13 protein-coding genes are annotated in these 17,143 nt (G+C 71.4%); 10 read left to right on the top strand and 3 right to left on the bottom strand.

Features of this window, described 5'->3' with window-relative positions:
• The first annotated feature begins 54 nt into the window (after window positions 1–54).
• Genes AB0C25_RS14575 through purB form a run of 3 tightly spaced genes read left to right on the top strand, consistent with a single transcriptional unit; the run spans window position 55 to window position 4,911 of the window.
• Window positions 55–1,071, top strand: a complete 1,017-nt coding sequence (locus tag AB0C25_RS14575; protein WP_357373193.1) for a glycosyltransferase family 2 protein — start codon at window positions 55–57, stop codon at window positions 1,069–1,071.
• Complete coding sequence (locus AB0C25_RS14570; protein WP_357373191.1) at window positions 1,064–3,439, top strand: hypothetical protein; 2,376 nt, start codon at window positions 1,064–1,066, stop codon at window positions 3,437–3,439. The genes AB0C25_RS14575 and AB0C25_RS14570 overlap by 8 nt, the downstream gene beginning before the upstream one ends.
• Before the next feature lie 47 nt (window positions 3,440–3,486).
• Entirely contained in the window at window positions 3,487–4,911 is a 1,425-nt protein-coding gene (gene purB, locus AB0C25_RS14565; protein WP_357373189.1) for an adenylosuccinate lyase, read from the top strand.
• Window positions 4,912–5,173: 262 nt separating this feature from the next.
• On the opposite strand, the gene AB0C25_RS14560 is transcribed toward purB, so the two are convergent.
• Window positions 5,174–5,737, bottom strand: a complete 564-nt coding sequence (locus tag AB0C25_RS14560; protein WP_357373187.1) for a YbjQ family protein — start codon at window positions 5,735–5,737, stop codon at window positions 5,174–5,176.
• 24 nt (window positions 5,738–5,761) lie between these two features.
• Window positions 5,762–6,445, bottom strand: coding sequence for a trypsin-like serine protease (locus AB0C25_RS14555; RefSeq protein ID WP_357373185.1), 684 nt, complete (start codon window positions 6,443–6,445; stop codon window positions 5,762–5,764).
• 353 nt (window positions 6,446–6,798) lie between these two features.
• Between AB0C25_RS14555 and purS the strand changes: the two genes are divergently transcribed.
• The 4 genes from purS (at window position 6,799) to AB0C25_RS14535 (ending at window position 11,227) form a co-directional block, all read left to right on the top strand.
• The gene (gene purS / locus AB0C25_RS14550) at window positions 6,799–7,062 is read left to right on the top strand and encodes a phosphoribosylformylglycinamidine synthase subunit PurS (RefSeq protein ID WP_357243527.1); all 264 of its coding nucleotides are present in this window, start codon (window positions 6,799–6,801) and stop codon (window positions 7,060–7,062) included.
• A complete protein-coding gene (purQ, locus tag AB0C25_RS14545) occupies window positions 7,059–7,742 on the top strand; it encodes a phosphoribosylformylglycinamidine synthase subunit PurQ (protein WP_357373183.1) in 684 nt (227 codons plus the stop codon). The genes purS and purQ overlap by 4 nt, the downstream gene beginning before the upstream one ends.
• A 67-nt stretch (window positions 7,743–7,809) precedes the next feature.
• Window positions 7,810–10,467, top strand: coding sequence for a phosphoribosylformylglycinamidine synthase subunit PurL (purL, locus tag AB0C25_RS14540; protein WP_357373181.1), 2,658 nt, complete (start codon window positions 7,810–7,812; stop codon window positions 10,465–10,467).
• Between the two features lie 4 nt (window positions 10,468–10,471).
• Window positions 10,472–11,227: a 2-phosphosulfolactate phosphatase gene (locus AB0C25_RS14535; RefSeq protein ID WP_357373385.1), complete on the top strand. Its 756-nt coding sequence runs from the start codon at window positions 10,472–10,474 to the stop codon at window positions 11,225–11,227.
• A gap of 348 nt (window positions 11,228–11,575) precedes the next feature.
• Here the strand turns inward: AB0C25_RS14535 and AB0C25_RS14530 are convergent, their stop codons facing one another.
• Window positions 11,576–13,639, bottom strand: coding sequence for a hypothetical protein (locus tag AB0C25_RS14530; protein WP_357373179.1), 2,064 nt, complete (start codon window positions 13,637–13,639; stop codon window positions 11,576–11,578).
• Window positions 13,640–13,800: 161 nt separating this feature from the next.
• Here AB0C25_RS14530 and AB0C25_RS14525 point away from each other — a divergent pair, with 161 nt between their 5' ends.
• The 3 genes from AB0C25_RS14525 to purM all read left to right on the top strand — a co-directional run bounded on the left by AB0C25_RS14525 (window position 13,801) and on the right by purM (window position 17,073).
• Complete coding sequence (locus tag AB0C25_RS14525; protein WP_357373177.1) at window positions 13,801–14,154, top strand: sterol carrier family protein; 354 nt, start codon at window positions 13,801–13,803, stop codon at window positions 14,152–14,154.
• A 166-nt stretch (window positions 14,155–14,320) separates the two neighbouring features.
• Complete coding sequence (gene purF, locus AB0C25_RS14520; RefSeq protein WP_357373175.1) at window positions 14,321–15,859, top strand: amidophosphoribosyltransferase; 1,539 nt, start codon at window positions 14,321–14,323, stop codon at window positions 15,857–15,859.
• A 59-nt stretch (window positions 15,860–15,918) separates the two neighbouring features.
• Window positions 15,919–17,073, top strand: a complete 1,155-nt coding sequence (purM, locus tag AB0C25_RS14515) for a phosphoribosylformylglycinamidine cyclo-ligase (RefSeq protein ID WP_357243545.1) — start codon at window positions 15,919–15,921, stop codon at window positions 17,071–17,073.
• Window positions 17,074–17,143: the final 70 nt, after the last annotated feature.

The raw sequence follows: 17,143 nt of genomic DNA, 5'->3' as shown, positions 1-17,143 counted from the left end.
GCGCCCTGGGCGCGGAACTGATCGCTCCTGCGTGCGGAACGGGGCCGTAACACTATGGAGTCCGTCGTTTCCCGGACGGCCATCCTCTCGGTGGTCATCCCCATGTTCAACGAGACCGCGGTCATTCCGGCCCTGGTCGCCCGGCTGCGACCGGCGCTGGATGCACTCGGCGTCGACTACGAGGTGGTCGCCGTCGACGACGGCAGCCGGGACGACACCGTGTCGGTGCTCTTCGACCACGGCCGGGCCTGGCCGCAGCTGCGGGTGCTTCGACTGCGGCGCAACAGCGGCCACCAGGCGGCGCTGACCGCCGGCCTCCACCGTGCCGTCGGCCAGTGGGTGGTCAGCCTCGACGCCGACCTCCAGGATCCGCCGGAGACCATCGCCGAGATGCTCCGGGTGGCGCGCGAGGACGGTGTGGACGTCGTCTACGGCGTCCGCGCCGACCGCAGCACCGACACGATCTTCAAGCGCAACACCGCCCGGGGCTACTACTGGATGATGCGCCGGATCGTCGGCGCCGACCTGCCCGCGCAGGCCGGCGACTTCCGGTTGCTCAGCCGGGACGTGATCGAGGTGCTGCGCTCGCTGCCCGAACGCGCCCCGGTCTACCGGCTGCTGGTGCCATCGCTCGGCTTCCCCAGCGCCGAGGTGCGCTACGACCGCGCGGCGCGGGCCGCCGGGGAGACGAAGTATCCGCTGCGCCGGATGGTGGCCCTGGCCTGGGAGAGCACGGCCAACTTCTCCGCCGCGCCACTGCGAGTCGCCACCTGGCTGGGGATGTCGAGTTTCCTGCTCTGTCTTGCACTGATCGTGTTCGGCGTGGTCGTCCACGTCTCCGGTGCCACGATCCCCGGCTGGACCTCGATGTTCGTCGCGGTGTTGCTGCTCAGTGGGGTGCAGTTGATCTGCCTCGGCCTCCTGGGCGAATACGTCGGCCGGATCTACGCCACCGTGCAGAGCCGGCCGGCCTTCCACGTCGGGTTCGACTCGCTTGACGAACTGCCGGCCGCCGAGACGGCTGCGCAGAGTCGGGCCGACTTCGGGCCGGCGGTCAGCGCCCGTGGCTGACACCCTGCTGGCCGAACGGATCGACGCCCCGGCACCGGTGTCACGTCGGAGCGCCCTCCTGCCGGTACTCACCACGCTCCCGTGGGCGCTCGTCATCGCGGCCGTGCTCCTGGTCTGGTCACGCGGCGACGTGCCGACCTCTGACCTCGCCCGGTTCTCCGCGTACTGGGTGTTCGCGCTCGTGCTCCCCGGGGCACTGACGCACCGCGCAATTCGCGGCAGCCGGGGCAACCTTCCGGAGGACCTCGCCTATGGCGCGGCCACCGGCCTGCTGCTCGAGATCGTCGCCTGGGCGCTGGCTGCGGCGACCGGCCAGCAGTCCCTGCTGCGCTGGTGGTCGCTGCCCGTGCTCCTCGCCTTCGCCGCCGCCCCCGGGCTCCGCCGGCACTGGCGGGTCGGCGAGCGACGACCGCTGCCGGTCCTGTGGCACTGGGCGATGGGCGCGGCGCTGCTGGTGGTCGTGGCCTGGGGATACATCCAGTGGCGGATGGTGCCGCTGCCACCTGTCCACGGCGGCTACTACCAGGACCTGCTCTACCACCTGGGGCTGGTGCAGGAGCTGACCCGGACGATTCCGTTCGAGTTGCCGCACGTCGCGGGGGAGGGGCTGCGCTACCACTACCTCTCCGACGCGCACATCGCCAGCGCCAGCATGATCACCGACATCGCGCCGACGACGGTGCTGTTGCGACTCTGGCTGGTGCCGGTGATCGGCACGGCGGTGGTGCTCGCGGCCGGGCTCGCCCGCGACCTGAGTGGTGCCGTCTGGGTCGGGCCGGTGGTCGCTGTCGCCGGTTTCGTCGGGACGACCGTCACGCTCGGCTCGGCCGTGGGCGCGTCCGGCGAGATGCCCCTGTCGTACGCCAGCCCGTCCCAGACGTACGTGCTGGTGCCGTTGCTGTTGCTCGTCGGCCTCTGTGTCGACGTGGCGCGAGGACGGTCCCTCGGCCTGGCCTGGGCGCTGGTCCCGGTGCTCGGCCTGGTCTGTGCGGGGGCGAAGTCCAGTGCGTTGCCACCGCTGATCGCCGGCCTGGGTCTCACCGCGGCCGTGTTCTGGTGGCGGGAGCGGCGGGTGCCACAGCCTGCCCTGGTGGCGCTGGCCTGCCTCGTGGCGGCAATGGCGCTCGGCTTCCGACTGTTCGCCGGTGGTGGTGCCTCCACGCTGCGCGTGCAGGCGTTGGCGCTGCTGCACTTCATCGGCCCGTACTCGGAAACGCTCGGTGGTGGCGACGGAATCTGGCCGGACGCGCCACTGCCGCCGGGCATCAACGACGGCGGTGCCCTCGGCTGGCTGCTGGCGTTCTCCGTGGTCGCCTGGTGGGTGCTGGGCCAGGCGCCGCGGTGGGTGGGCATGACCCTGCTGGTCGAGCGGGAGCACCGGGCCGACGCTGCCGTCTGGCTGCTCGCCGGCACGGTGCTTGCCGGAGCTGCCACCACCTGGGTCTTCCAGCACCCGTCGATCAGCCAGATCTACTTCTGGATGGGTGTCATCCCGGTCGGTGCGGTATTGACCGCCTGGTCGCTCGCCGCGGCCCGGGCACCCTGGCCGGTGCTGGTGGTGCCCGCCGTGGCGGGAGCGTTGGCGGGGCTGGCCACGGCCGGCACGGTGGTGGGCTTCGCCGTGCCGAAGATCGCCCGTCCCGGCACTCCCTACACCTCGACCATCGAGGGGTGGCTGCGGGTGCTGGGTGCGTCGGCGGTCCGGTATGTGGTGTTCGCGGCGGTGGCCGCCGCCCTCGCCGTCGGGGTGGCCGCCCTGTGGCGGCGGCGCGTCCCGTCACCGGGCGGCCGTCGGCGAGCGGTGACGATCGCGGTGGCCGGGGTCACCGCCGCGATGCTCGGTGCCAGCGGCGCCGTTGCCGTGGGCGGCGTCGTCCGCTCGGTGCTGACCGAACCGGTGCCGGCGACCGGGCCGCAGCCGTACGCGCTGACCGCCGACGAGATGCGCGCGGCGTTGTGGCTGGACGAGCACGCCGCCGCCGACGACGTGGTCGCCACCAACGTGCACTGCCGGCCGGTGCGGACCACCCAGCACTGCGATGCCCGGGCGTTCTGGGTGACCGGTCTGGGCGGGCACCGGACAGTGGTGGAGAGCTGGGGATACACCGACGCGGTCGTGGCCGCGCACGGTGTCGACAACCTGGGGTACGCCCGGCAGAACTTCCCCGATCAGGAGCTGCTCGCGTTCAACGACCGGGTGTTCACCGCGCCGACAATGGCCGACCTGGATCGGCTCCGGACGCGGCACGGGGTCCGGTGGCTGTTCGCCGACAGCAGGGCGGGCGCGGTGTCGCCGGAACTGGCCCGGCTGGCCCGGGTTCGGCTGGTCGCCGGCTCGGTCACCGTCTACGAGCTCAACAGGCCCTGACCAGCCCGGTTCGGGCGATGGCCCGCGGGTGCGGGACAATGAGGTACGTGACGACGATCCCCAACGTGCTGGCCAACCGGTACGCCTCGCCCGAACTGGTCGCCCTCTGGTCTCCGGAGGAGAAGGTCCGGATGGAGCGGCGGCTCTGGCTCGCCGTGCTCCGCGCTCAGCGTGACCTGGGTGTGGCCGTGCCCGACGGCGTGGTCGAGGCGTACGAGCGGGTGCTCGACCAGGTCGACCTCGCCTCGATCGCCGAGCGGGAGCGGGTCACCCGGCACGACGTGAAGGCCCGGATCGAGGAGTTCAGCGCGCTCGCCGGGCACGAGCACGTGCACAAGGGGATGACCTCACGTGACCTCACCGAGAACGTCGAGCAGCTTCAGGTGCGTGCCTCGCTGGAGCTGATCCGGGACCGGGTGGTGGCCACCCTCGCCCGGTTGGCGTGGCTGGCGTACGAGCACTCCGAGCTGGTGATGACCGGCCGTTCGCACAACGTGGCCGCGCAGGCCACCACGCTGGGCAAGCGCTTCGCGTCGGCGGCGGAGGAGCTGCTCATCGCGTACGAGCGGTTGGAGGACCTGATCGCCCGCTACCCGCTGCGGGGGATCAAGGGACCGGTCGGCACCGCCGCCGACCAGCTCGACCTCTTCGACGGCGACGCCGACAAGGTGGCCGAGTTGGAGCGGCGGGTCGCCGAGCACCTGGGCTTCTCCCGGGTGCTGGACAGCGTCGGGCAGGTCTACCCACGTTCGCTCGACTTCGACGTGCTGGCCGCGCTGGCCCAGACCGCTGCGGCTCCGTCGTCGCTGGCCACCACGATCCGGTTGATGGTCGGTCAGGAGTTGGCGACCGAGGGCTTCAAGCCGGGCCAGGTCGGGTCCAGCGCCATGCCGCACAAGATGAACACCCGCTCGTCGGAGCGGGTGAACGGCTTCGCGGTGATCATCCGGGGTTACCTGTCGATGGTCGGCGAGCTGGCCGGTGACCAGTGGAACGAGGGGGACGTGTCCTGCTCGGTGGTCCGCCGCGTGGCCCTGCCGGACGCGTTCTTCGCCGCCGACGGGCTGTTCCAGACGTTCCTCACCGTGCTCGACGAGTTCGGCGCGTACCCGGCGGTGATCAACCGGGAGTTGGAGCGGTTCCTGCCGTTCCTCGCCACCACGAAGATCCTGGTGGCGGCGGTCCGGCGGGGTGTCGGCCGGGAGGTCGCCCACGAGGTGATCAAGGAGCACGCGGTCGCGGTGGCCCTGGCCATGCGCGAGCAGGGCTCGCCGGAGAACGACCTGTTCGACAGGTTGGCGGCCGACGGCCGGCTCGGCCTGTCCCGCACCGACATCGACGCGCTGGTCGCGGACCGATCCGCCTTCGTCGGCGCCGCCGCAGCGCAGGTCGAAGCGATCACCCGCCGAATCACCAAGGTAGTCCAAACCCACCCAAACGCCGCAACCTACGCCCCACCCCCCATCCTCTAACTCGGAAGTAGACCCACTTCCTCCCGATTAGGGCCGCTTCGCGCAGCGGAGCGACAGCGACTAACCCCGCTCCCCGCTCCCCGCTCCCCGCTCCCCGCTCCCCGCTCCCCGCTCCCCGCTCCCCGCCGCCCACCCCACCTCCCTGTCGTCCGTTGATCATGGGGTTATAGCCATGACACGCCGATGCGGCGGGCAATAACCTCATGATCAACGGGGTGGCTGGGTGGGTGGGTGGGGCTGGGGTGGGGTGGGGTGGGGTGGGTTAGTCGCCGGTTGCGGTTTCTGCTGCCGTTCTCAGGTTGGGGGCGCTTGCCGGTTCGGCGATGCCACCTGGCGATTCCGTGAAGCCCGCGACCTCCGCGGTCTCCGCGGCGACCGCCGGCTGGTCGGCCGGCATGACCTCGGGCATCTTGGGTACGGCGACCACCGCCGTTCCGTACGCGCAGATCTCCATCCACATCTCGCCGCAGTCGCGGCTGTCGAAGCGCATACCGATCACCGCGTTCGCGCCGAGCCGCAGGGCCTCCTCGCCGAGCCGGGACACCGAGTCGGTGCGCCACCGGGTCAGGTTGTCCGGGGCCATGGGGTCGTACGCGCCGCCGCGCAGGTTCTTGACCCCCTCGCGGTACGGGTTGCGTGTCCTGGCCATCGAGGACACGACCTCGCCCAGGATCTGGCGGATCTCATAGCCGGGCAGTTGCTCTGTCGTCACGACCAGCACGATTCCGATGCTGTCAGGAGTGGCCGGACCCGATCGGGTGCATTGTTCACCTGATCGGATGCTGCAAAACAGCGCGGCGCGGACGGCCGACACGGTGCCGACCATCCGCGCCGCCCGGGGCGTTAACCGTCAGACACCGGCCACCGAGGTGATCCAGGCCCGGTTGTACGCAACGCTGCCGTAATTCTGGATGCTGTAGCCGTCGGCGGTGGAGGCGACGCCCACCTGCTGACCGTTGTAGAACTGGGGGCCGCCAGAGTCGCCCCGCCAGGCGTTACCGCTGATCTCGGTGCTGCGGATCGCCTGCCCGCCGTACGCGTCGGTGACGCTGTTGCTGGTCACCCGCACGGTGGCGGTCTTGAGCTGGCTGGACGCGGAGCAGCCGCTGTAGCAGGTCATGCCCCACCCGTAGATCGAGTTGGTCGAGTTGATGGGCGGGTTGCTGCTGGCCAGGGTGACCGCAGACGTGCTGACCGTGCTGGAGAGCCGCATGAGGGCGAGGTCGTTGCGGGTGTAGGTGGCGCTCACCGTACGGGTGACTCCGCCCGAGGCGCGGTAGACGCTGCCGACCCGCACCGACATGGTGCCGCTGATGCAGTGGCGGGCGGTGAGCACCCACTGCGCGGCGATGACGCTGCCGGAGCAGGTGAACGAGCCGTTGCTCAGCACCGCGGCGGCCCAGGGCGCGGACGCGACGGTGTTGCCGCCGATGATGGGTTGCGGGCCGGGCGGGGCGGCGGACGCGCCGGAGGCGGCGCCGAGGGCGCCGACCAACGCGGTGCTGAGGACGGCGAGCAGGGGGCGGATGCGCATCGGGTGGACTCCTTGGACGGGCGGACCCGGGGTCGCCGGGTGCGGGAGGGCGACAGCGGGGGTTCCCACCAACGCCTATATCGACCTACATCGATGCACGATAGGCCCCAGGGCTGCCGTTATCAAGATTTTGATCGGGATTGATCAATGTAACGATTTGGCTACCGAAAGCGCCGTATATGTCCTGGTGCAGCCACCTGTCGCGCTCCCTGAGTCATCCTGGGCGTCGGTAATGTCGATCACTGCCTGAACTGCACCGGCCGGTGCGCCCGTGGCGATATCTGCCAGGTACGCTGGCTGCGCTCGCCCGTTGTGGGTCGGCACCCAACTGCGTACACAGTCAGGAGTGCCCAGTGCCTCGCGTCGTCGTCGACGTCATGCTCAAGCCCGAGATCCTCGATCCGCAGGGCCAGGCCGTCGCAAACGCGCTGCCCCGGCTCGGCGTCGGTGACGTCGCCTCGGTTCGGATCGGCAGGCGGATCGAGATCGAGTTCACAGGTGAACCGGACCTGGACCGCGCTCGGGAGATTGCCGACAAGCTGCTTGCCAACCCGGTGATCGAAGACTTCACCATCCGCCTGGTCGAGGCCGACGAGACCGCGGGCGCCCGCTCGTGACCGCCCGGGTCGGTGTCGTCACCTTCCCTGGCTCGCTCGACGACGGGGACGCGGCCCGAGCCGTCCGGATCGCCGGTGCCGAGCCGGTCCGGCTCTGGCACGGTGACCCGGATCTGCACGGGGTGGACGCGGTAGTGCTGCCCGGCGGCTTCTCCTACGGCGACTACCTGCGCTGCGGCGCCATCGCCCGGTTCGCGCCGGTGATGGAGACGATCGTGGACGCCGCCCAGGGTGGTCTGCCGGTGCTCGGCATCTGCAACGGCTTCCAGATCCTGTGCGAGGCGCACCTGCTGCCCGGCGCGCTCACCCGCAACCAGCACCTGCACTTCCGCAACCGGGACCAGGTCCTGCGCATCGAGTCGGCCGGCACCGCGTGGACCAACGCGTTCCAGCCCGGCCAGGAGGTGCTCATCCCGGTCAAGAACGGCGAGGGCTGCTACGTCGCGGACACCGCGACGCTGGACCAGCTCGAAGCCGAGGGTCGGGTGGTCGCCCGTTACGTCGGCGGCAACCCCAACGGGTCGATGCGCGACATCGCCGCGATCACCAACGCCGCGGGCAACGTGGTCGGCATCATGCCGCACCCCGAGCACGCGGTGGAGGCGCTCACCGGTCCTTCGTTGGACGGCCTCGGCTTCTTCACGTCGGTCCTCAAGCACCTGGTGGGGGCGCCGGCATGACCGGCGACACGATCATCGGTCTGCTCAACCGTCGGTCTGGCGGGCACGAGCGCAGCGAGGAGAGGTCATGACCACCCATCCGGACCCGGTACGCGACACGCCCGAGGCGTACTCCGCCCCGGCGCAGCCGGCCCAGCCGAGCGCGGCGCAGCCCGTCGCCGCGGCCCCGCCGGCCACCGCCGTGTGGACCGAGGGCGTGGACACCGTGCCGCGCGCCGGTGGCACCCCGGGCGAGCTTCAGCCGTACACCGAGCTGGGTCTGCGGGACGACGAGTACGACCGGATCCGGCAGATCCTCGGCCGCCGGCCCACGCAGTCCGAGCTGGCGATGTACTCGATCATGTGGAGCGAGCACTGCTCCTACAAGTCGAGCAAGGTGCACCTGCGCCAGTTCGGCGAGAAGGCACCGCCCAGCGACCGGATGCTCGCCGGCATCGGTGAGAACGCCGGTGTCGTGCAGATCTCCGACGAGCTGGCGGTTACCTTCAAGGTCGAGTCGCACAACCACCCGAGCTTCGTCGAGCCGTACCAGGGTGCGGCCACCGGCGTCGGCGGCATCGTCCGGGACATTCTCGCCATGGGCGCCCGCCCGATCGCGGTGATGGACCCGCTGCGCTTCGGTGCCGCGGACCACCCGGACACCGCCCGCGTGCTCACCGGCGTGGTTGCCGGCGTCGGCGGCTACGGCAACTGCCTCGGTCTGCCCAACATCGGTGGTGAGTTGGTCTTCGACCCCTCCTACCAGGGCAACCCGCTGCTCAACGCGCTCTGCCTGGGCGTGCTGCCGGTCAGCCGGTTGCAGAACAAGGCCGCCGCCGGCCCGGGCAACGTTGTCGTGCTGATGGGCGCCAAGACCGGCCGCGACGGCATCGGCGGCGTGTCGGTGCTGGCCAGCGCCACCTTCGACGAGGGCAGCGAGGCCCGCCGCCCCGCCGTGCAGGTCGGCGACCCGTTCACCGAGAAGCTGCTGATCGAGGCGTGCCTCGAGCTGTACGACGGCCAACTGGTCGTCGGCATCCAGGACCTCGGCGGTGCCGGCCTGACCTGCGCGCTCACCGAGACCGCCGCCGCGGCCGGCACCGGCATGCGGGTCTGGCTGGAGCGGGTGCCGCTGCGCGAGCCCTCGATGGACCCGCACGAGATCCTCGCGAGCGAGTCGCAGGAACGGATGCTGCTGGTCGTCGAGCCGGACAAGCTCGAGGCGGTGCTCAAGACCTGCGAAAAGTGGGGCGTGCTCGCCACCGCGATCGGCGAGGTCACCGCACCGGAGCCGGACGGCCGCCCCGGCCGACTGGCGATCACCTGGCAGGACCACCTGGTCGTCGACGTGCCGCCGGGTTCGCTCGTCGACGACGGCCCGGTCTACGCCCGGCCGATGCGGGAGCCGGCCGACCTGATCCTGCTCCAGGCCGACCGTGCCGAGACGCTGCCCCGCCCGGCCGACCCGGAGGCGCTGCGGGAGACCCTGCTGCGCATGATCGCGTCGCCGAACCTGGCCGACAAGACCTGGGTCACCGAGCAGTACGACCGTTACGTGCTGGGCAACACCGTGCTCGCCCAGCCGGAGGACGGCGGCGTGATCCGGGTCGACGAGCGGACCGGTCTCGGCGTGGCGCTGTCGTTGGACGGCAACGGCCGGTACGCCAGGCTCGACCCGTACCACGGCACCAAGCTGGCCCTGGCCGAGGCGTACCGGAACGTGGCGGTGACCGGCGCGAAGCCGATCGCCGTGACCAACTGCCTCAACTTCGGCTCCCCCGAGGACCCGGGCGTCATGTGGCAGTTCGCCGAGGCCGTCCGCGGCCTCGCGGACGGCTGCCTGGAGCTGGGCATCCCGGTGACCGGCGGCAACGTCAGCTTCTACAACCAGACCGGCGCGGCGGCCATCCACCCGACCCCGGTGGTCGGTGTGCTGGGTGTGCTGGACAACGTCGCCGACCGGGTGCCGATGGGCTTCGTCCCGCGGCCCGGTGGTGATCACGACCAGCTCTACCTGCTCGGCGAGACGAACGTGGAGCTGTCCGGCTCGGAGTGGGCCTGGGTGACGCACGAGCACCTCGGCGGCATCCCGCCGCAGGTCGACCTTCTCCGGGAGAAGGCGCTCGCCGAGCTGCTGGCCGAGGCCGCCCGGGTGGGTCACCTGGCCTCCGCGCACGACCTCTCCGACGGTGGTCTCGCCCAGAGCCTGGTCGAGTCCTGCCTGCGTCGCGGCGTCGGTGCCCGCATCGCGGTGCCGGAGCAGTTCGCCGAGGGCTCGATGCCGTTCGTCTACCTGTTCAGTGAGTCCGCCACCCGGGCGCTGGTGTCGGTGCCGCGTGGCCACGACAAGGCGTTCGCGGCGCTCTGCGCCGAGCGGGGGGTGCCGTTCGAGCTGATCGGTGTCACCGACCCGACCGGCGGCGCCCTTGAGGTGCACGGCCAGTTCCGGATCGAGCTGGACGAGCTGCGCCGGGCCCACACCGAGACGTTGCCGCGCCTCTTCGGGGGTTCGGCGTCCGTCGAGGTGCCCGCGCCGGCCACCGGCGTGGCGGGCGCGGTCGAGGCCGTCCCACTGCCGGTCGCCCCGGCGGAGGGGATCGACCCGGCCGAGGTGCTCTCCGAGCCGATCGCCTCTTCGGGGCCGTCCCCGGAGACCGGCGCTGTCGAGCCGATCGGTCCGGCACAGCCTGGTCGGTCGTCCGAGTCTGACACCGGTGTCACCGAACCGTCGCCTGACGAGCGCTGAGGCGTTGGCGGCCGCTGTCTACGGCCAACCCGGCTCCGGTGCCCGGTTCGACTGGGGGCTGACCGGGGCGGCCGAGCTCGGCCGGGTCTGCGCGGCGCTGGTGGTGGTGGACGTGCTGTCGTTCACCACCGCCGTGGAGGTGGCGGTCGCCCGGGGCATGCGGGTGCACCCGTTCCCGTGGGGTGAACAGGCCGCCGAGTACGCGGTGCGCGTCGGCGCGGTCGCGGCGGTGGGAAGACGGCAGGCGAGCGCGGAACATCCGTGGTCGCTCTCGCCCGCCGCGCTGAGCACCGCACCGGTGGTGGCGGATCTGGTACTCCCCTCACCGAACGGCTCCGCCATCAGCGCTGCCGCCAGCGCCACCGGCCTGCCGGTGGTCGCGGCGTGCCTGCGTAACGCACGGGCCGTCGGGCGTTGGCTGCGCCGCCAGGGGTACGGCACCGTGGACGCTCCGATCGGGGTGATCGCCTCCGGGGAACGGTGGCCGGACGGGTCGCTGCGCCCGTCGGTGGAGGACCAACTCGGTGCCGCCTCGGTGCTCGACGCTCTCTCCGGCGTACCGGGCGGGCTGTCCGTGGAGGCCGCCATGGCACTTGCCGCGCTGGCGAGCACTCCGGATGTGCCCGCCGCGGTGCGGGGGAGCGTGTCCGGGCGGGAATTGACCGAGGGCGGCTTCGCCGAGGACGTGAACGTGGCCGTCCGGGTCGGCGTGTCGGACGTCGTGCCGGTCCTCAACCAGGGTGTCTTCTCCGCCGCCTGAGCGTGCTTGGGTGATCGACTCGTGCCGTGCCACGCCGGGCCGTGCCACGCCGGGCCGGGCCGGGCCGGGCCACGCCGGGCCGTGCCACGCCGGGCCGGGCCGGGCCGGGCCACGCCGGGCCGTGCCACGCCGGGCCGTGCCACGCCGGGCCGTGCCACGCCGGGCCGTGCCACGCCGGGCCGGGCCGGGCTAACGCCACGCTGCGCTTGGGTGATCAACTCGGCTTGCAGGAAGCCGCGGTGTCCAGGCAGGCGGGACGCCACGACTTCCTTGATCACGAGTAGATCTTGAATGCGAAACGGCCACCCGGAGATCCGGGTGGCCGTGTCCGTGCGCTGCTGTGGTCGGTCAGTCGTCCAGCCAGTCGAGACGTCGGCCACCCCGGTCGGTCGCGGGCGGGGTCTCCGGTCGGGGCCGACCACCGGTCGGTTGGCCGTAGCCGCCCTGGTCGTAGCCTCGGTCGTCGTAGCCGCCACGCTGCTGCGGGGGTTCCTGACCGTAGGTGCCGCCCTGGTCGTAGCCGCCGGTCGGTTGGCCGTAGCCGCCCTGGTCGTAGCCTCGGTCGTCGTAGCCGCCACGCTGCTGCGGGGGCTCCTGACCGTAGGTGCCGCCCTGGTCGTACCCGCCGGCCGGTTGGCCGTAGCCGCCCTGGTCGTACCCGCCGGCCTGCTGGCCGCCGTACCCCCCAGTCGGCTCGGCGGCCCGACCGCCGTACGGAGCCGGATCGGGCTGGCCGTACCCCGGCCCCTGCTCCGGCTGGTAGACGCCTGTGGCGTACGGGTCCGCCGGTGCCGGGTACTGGGTGCTGTCGCCGGTGTACCGGCCGGTCGGCTCGTCGTACCGCTCGCCGTAGGCCGCCCCGCCTGCGGGAGCGGGCGGGTAGGCGGCGGTCCCCCCGGGCTGGGCCGGATAGTCGCGACTGCCGTAGCCGCCACCGGACGCGGGAGCGTTGCCGTAGCCGCCACCGGACGCGGGAGCGTTGCCGTAGCCGCCACCGGACGCCGGCGCGTTGCCGTAACCAGCGCCGGAACCGGGTGCCGCACCGTAGCCGTCGGCGGCGCCGTAGCCGCCCTCGGCACCTGCCGGGGTGCCGTAACCACCGTCGGACGCGGGGGCGTTGCCGTAACCGCCGCCGGAAGCGGGGGCGTTGCCGTAGCCGCCGGCCCCGTACCCGCCGGGCGCGGGCTCGTCGCCGTAGCCGGCACCGCCCCACCCCTGCTGCCCCGCGCCGCCGTACGCCTGCGCCGGAGCGCCGTACGGGTCCGGTGGGACGTCGTCGACCACCGGGCGGTGCATCATCGTCGGTGCCTCGCTCAGCGCCGCACCGCCGACCATGGTCGGGTCCGCGCCGCCGACGGGCCGGCCGCCGGACATCCGGGCCTGGTCGTCGGCGCCGCGATAACCGCCCCGTGCCGGCGGCACCACAGCGCCGCCACCAGCCGCAGCCGGGTCGTCGTCGTCGCCGCCGTTCTCCTTGCGCTTCATCCAGAGCAGGACGATCGTTCCCACACCGGCGGCCACCAGCAGACCACCGAGCAGAATGATCAGGTACGAGCCCGCGCCGTTGCCGCCCTCCTCGGTCTTCGAGGCGTTCGCCGGCGGGCCCGCGCTGGCGTCGTCGGCGGCCTGGTCGTCCGCGCCCTCATCGGTCGGCTCCTCGGTGGGAGTGGCCTCGGCGGTGGCGGACGGCGTGGGGGTGGGCGTCCCCTCGACCTTGATCGCGAGGCTGATCCGTTGCCCGGTGATGGCCTGCCCGGCAGCGGCGGTCAGCGTCTTGCGAGCCTGCACGTTGTCGAAGGTGGCACCCAGGTCGATCCGACCCGGCGCGATCGGCTTCTCCGTGGTGCCGGTGAAGCGGAAGTTGCCGCTACCGTCGCTCGTGGTGTCGAAGCGCTTGCCGGTGCTGTCCAGCAGCATGACCACCGCGTTCGGCACTGCCTTGCTGTCGGCCTGGACGACCACCTTGCCGGAGACCGACTGCACGGTCGGCGTCTGCGGCGATGGCGGCGCGGCGGCCGCCTTGACGGTGACCCGGAGCGTGCGGGAACCACCGTCTCCCGACACCGTGATCTTCGCCGAGGTGCCGTTGGCCGCAGGCGCGTCGCCCGCTGCCGTCAGGGTCAGCGTCACTGGTTTCGGGTCGGCTGACTCGAAGTTGATCGGCCCGCAGCCCCCGCAGCTGACGCCGTCGGGCAGGTCGGTGATGTCGATGTCCGCGGACTTCTCGTCCGGGTCCGGACGGACGAGCACGTTGACGGTGCTGCTCTTGCCCGCGTCGATCGTGGTCGAGTTGTCAGCTGTGCTGATCTTTGCGGCCATTGCTGGTGTGGCGGGGACGGCGAGCAGAGCGCCGGCAACCAGCGCTACGACCACACCGGCCCGCTGCTTCCAGGCACGTCGGTGTGTTGACACGTCCACCGCCTTCCGGGCTGACTTCCCTCTGACCGGCGGGGCGCCGGGCCGGGGATCATCACGGTTCGAATACGCCGTCGGCAACTATGCCTTGTCCAACTGGATTGGCGCGACCCAGGGCCAACGTCAGGTGGCTGGCCTTCGGGTCGTATCGTCCCTTCGTGTCCTCTCCGCACAGTAAGTCCGCTGCCGTTGCGGCCGCGTTGTCGGCGCTCGACGAGGGGCGTGCACCCGAACGGCCGGTGTTCCGAGAGGCGGTCCGGTCGTTGTTGGCCATCCTCGCGGAGCGCGCCCCCGGCCGATCGGTGGAGGTGCGCGTACCACCATACGGTGCGATCCAGTGCGTACCCGGCCCTCGACACACCAGGGGAAACCCGTCAAACGTGGTCGAGATGGCTGCGGACACCTGGTTGGAGTTGGCCACCGGGCGGATCGGATGGGCGGAGGCGGTCACCGAGGGTCGCGTCCAGATGAGCGGTGTCCGGGCGGACCTCTCGGCCTATCTGCCCCTCTGATCGTCCGATGTCCTACTCACCGTGACGCTCGGCATGGGAAACGTGACTATCTGTGTCGATGGCGATTCGCGTACACTGTCAGGCGATGAGAGTGGTCCCGGCAGACGAGTGTGGATCCGCCCGTGATCCCGCCCAGCCGGTCCAGACCAGCATGAGGGAGCGGTAGGTGCCCCGAGGCGACGGCCGGCTGAGCCACGACCTTGACCCCCAACGACCTGGCCCCCAAGACGCCTGTGGTGTCTTCGGTGTCTGGGCGCCCGGCGAAGAGGTCGCCAACCTGACCTACTTCGGCCTCTACGCCCTGCAGCACCGCGGCCAGGAGGCGGCGGGCATCGCGGTGAGCGATGGCTCCGGCGTGGTGGTCTACAAGGACCTCGGCCTGGTGGCCCAGGTCTTCGACGAGCCCACCCTGGCGAGCCTGCGCGGCCACCTGGCCATCGGGCACGCCCGATACTCCACGACCGGCGCGTCCAACTGGGAGAACGCCCAGCCGACGATCCGGTCCACCACCTCCGGCACGACCATCGCGCTGGCCCACAACGGCAACCTGGTCAACACCGCCGAGTTGGAGAAGGAGGTCGCCGAGCGCGGCCTCGTCGCGGACGGCTCGACGAACGACACCTCCCTGGTGACGATGCTGCTCGCCGGCCGACCGGATCTGTCGGTCGAGGCGGCCGCACTGGAGGTGCTGCCGCAGCTGCGCGGCGCGTTCAGTTTCGTCTTCATGGACGAGTCGACCCTCTACGCGGCCCGCGATCCGCACGGCGTCCGCCCGCTGGTGCTCGGCCGCCTGGAGCGCGGGTGGGTGGTGGCCAGCGAGACGGCCGCCCTGGACATCGTCGGTGCGAGTGTGGTCCGTGAGGTCGAGCCGGGTGAGCTGATCGCCATCGACGAGGACGGGCTGCGCTCCACCCGGTTCGCCGCGCCCGAGCCGAAGGGCTGCCTCTTCGAGTACGTCTACATCGCCCGCCCGGACGCCACGATCGCCGGGCGCAACGTCCACGCGGCCCGGGTGCAGATCGGTCGACAGTTGGCCAAGGAGCACCCGGTCGAGGCCGACCTGGTGATCCCCGTGCCGGAGTCCGGCACCCCGGCCGCGATCGGCTACGCGGAGGCGTCCGGCATCACCTACGGTGCCGGCCTCATGAAGAACCCGTACGTGGGTCGCACGTTCATCCAGCCGTCGCAGACCCTGCGTCAGCTCGGCATCCGCCTCAAGCTCAACCCGCTGCGGGAGAACGTCCGGGGCAAGCGGTTGGTGGTCGTGGACGACTCGATCGTGCGGGGCAACACCCAGCGCGCCATCGTCCGGATGCTGCGTGAGGCGGGGGCGCTGGAGGTGCACGTCCGGATCTCCTCCCCGCCCGTCAGTTGGCCGTGCTTCTACGGCATCGACTTCGCCACCCGGGCGGAGCTGCTGGCCAACGGGTTGGACAACGACGGCATCCGGCGCTCCATCGGCGCCGACACGCTGGGTTACGTTTCGCTTCCTGGCCTGATCGCCGCAACCGAGCAGCCGAAGACCCGGCTGTGTCGGGCATGTTTCGATGGGGAGTACCCGATCGAGTTGCCGGCCGGCAACCTGATCGGCAAGCACGTGCTCGAAGGGGTGGGTCGACGGGTCGCGAACTCGGCGCCGGAAGCCCCGCACACAAACGGCTCGTCCGTCGCCACTCCGGGTGGCGTTACCGCAAACCGCCCGTAGCACCAACCGGCGCGGCCCGGCCACCGTCGGCGCGGCACCGAGAACCAAAGGGGAGAACCGTGACGCACGTGTCCGAGCGCAACGGCGCAGGAAGCAGCCCGACCGGCGCCGGCGGCGACCGACAGCCCTGGACTGCCGGCACCAGCCGGCAGGCCCGCAAACGCTCGGTTTCGTACGCCGACGCCGGAGTTTCCATCGACGCGGGCGACCGCGCGGTGGAGCTGCTCAAGTCGAAGGTGCGCCAGACCCGCCGCCCTGAGGTGATGGGTGACCTCGGCGGGTTCGCCGGCCTGTTCCGGCTGGACACGAAGAAGTACAAGAGCCCGATCCTGGCGTCCTCCACCGACGGGGTGGGCACCAAGCTGGTCATCGCCCAGCAGATGGACATCCACGACACCGTCGGTATCGACCTGGTCGCGATGGTCGTCGACGACCTGGTGGCCTGTGGTGCCGAGCCGCTGTTCCTGCTCGACTACATCGCCACCGGCGAGGTCGTGCCGGACAAGGTCGCCGAGATCGGCGCGGGCATCGCCGACGGCTGCCGCTACGCCGGCTGCGCGCTGCTGGGCGGGGAGACCGCCGAGCACCCGGGCGTGCTCCGCCCGGACGAGTACGACATCTCCGCGACCGGTGTCGGCGTGGTCGAGGAAGCCGACATCCTCAGCCCGGAGCGGGTCGAGGTGGGGGACGCGGTGATCGCCATGCGTTCCTCCGGCCTGCACTCCAACGGCTACTCGCTGGTCCGGCACGTGCTGCTCGGCGCCGCCCGGATGCGACTCGACATCGTGATCGACGACTTCGGTCGGCAGCGGACCCTCGGCGAGGAGCTGCTCACCCCGACCAAGATCTACGCCAAGGACTGCCTCAAGCTGATCGCCGAGGCGGAGGTACGGGCGCTGTCCCACATCACCGGCGGCGGCATCCCCGGCAACCTGGTCCGGGTGCTGCCGGAGCACGTCGACGCGGTGGTCAACCGGTCCACGTGGAAGCCGCAGCCGATCTTCGACCTGATCCAGTCGAAGGGTCGCATCGACGACCACGACATGGAGTCGACCTTCAACATGGGTGTCGGCATGTTCGCGATCGTGTCGGCGGAGGACGCTGACCGCGCGCTGGCCACGCTCACCGGCCGTGGGGTCGAGGCGTGGCAGGCCGGCGAGATCATCGAGGGCACCGGCAACGTGCAGATGGTCGGTCAGCACACCCGAGGTTGATCACTCGCTGGTTATCGTACGGGCACCTGATCAGGGCTTCACCCGAGTGGCCAATGCCGCCTAGCCTGAA

The organism is Micromonospora sp. NPDC048839 (assembly GCF_040649915.1).
In the GTDB taxonomy this organism is placed as follows: Bacteria; Actinomycetota; Actinomycetes; order Mycobacteriales; family Micromonosporaceae; genus Micromonospora.
The sequence above is the reverse complement of the archived record's forward strand: the minus strand, read 5'-3'. Positions and strand labels throughout refer to the sequence as shown.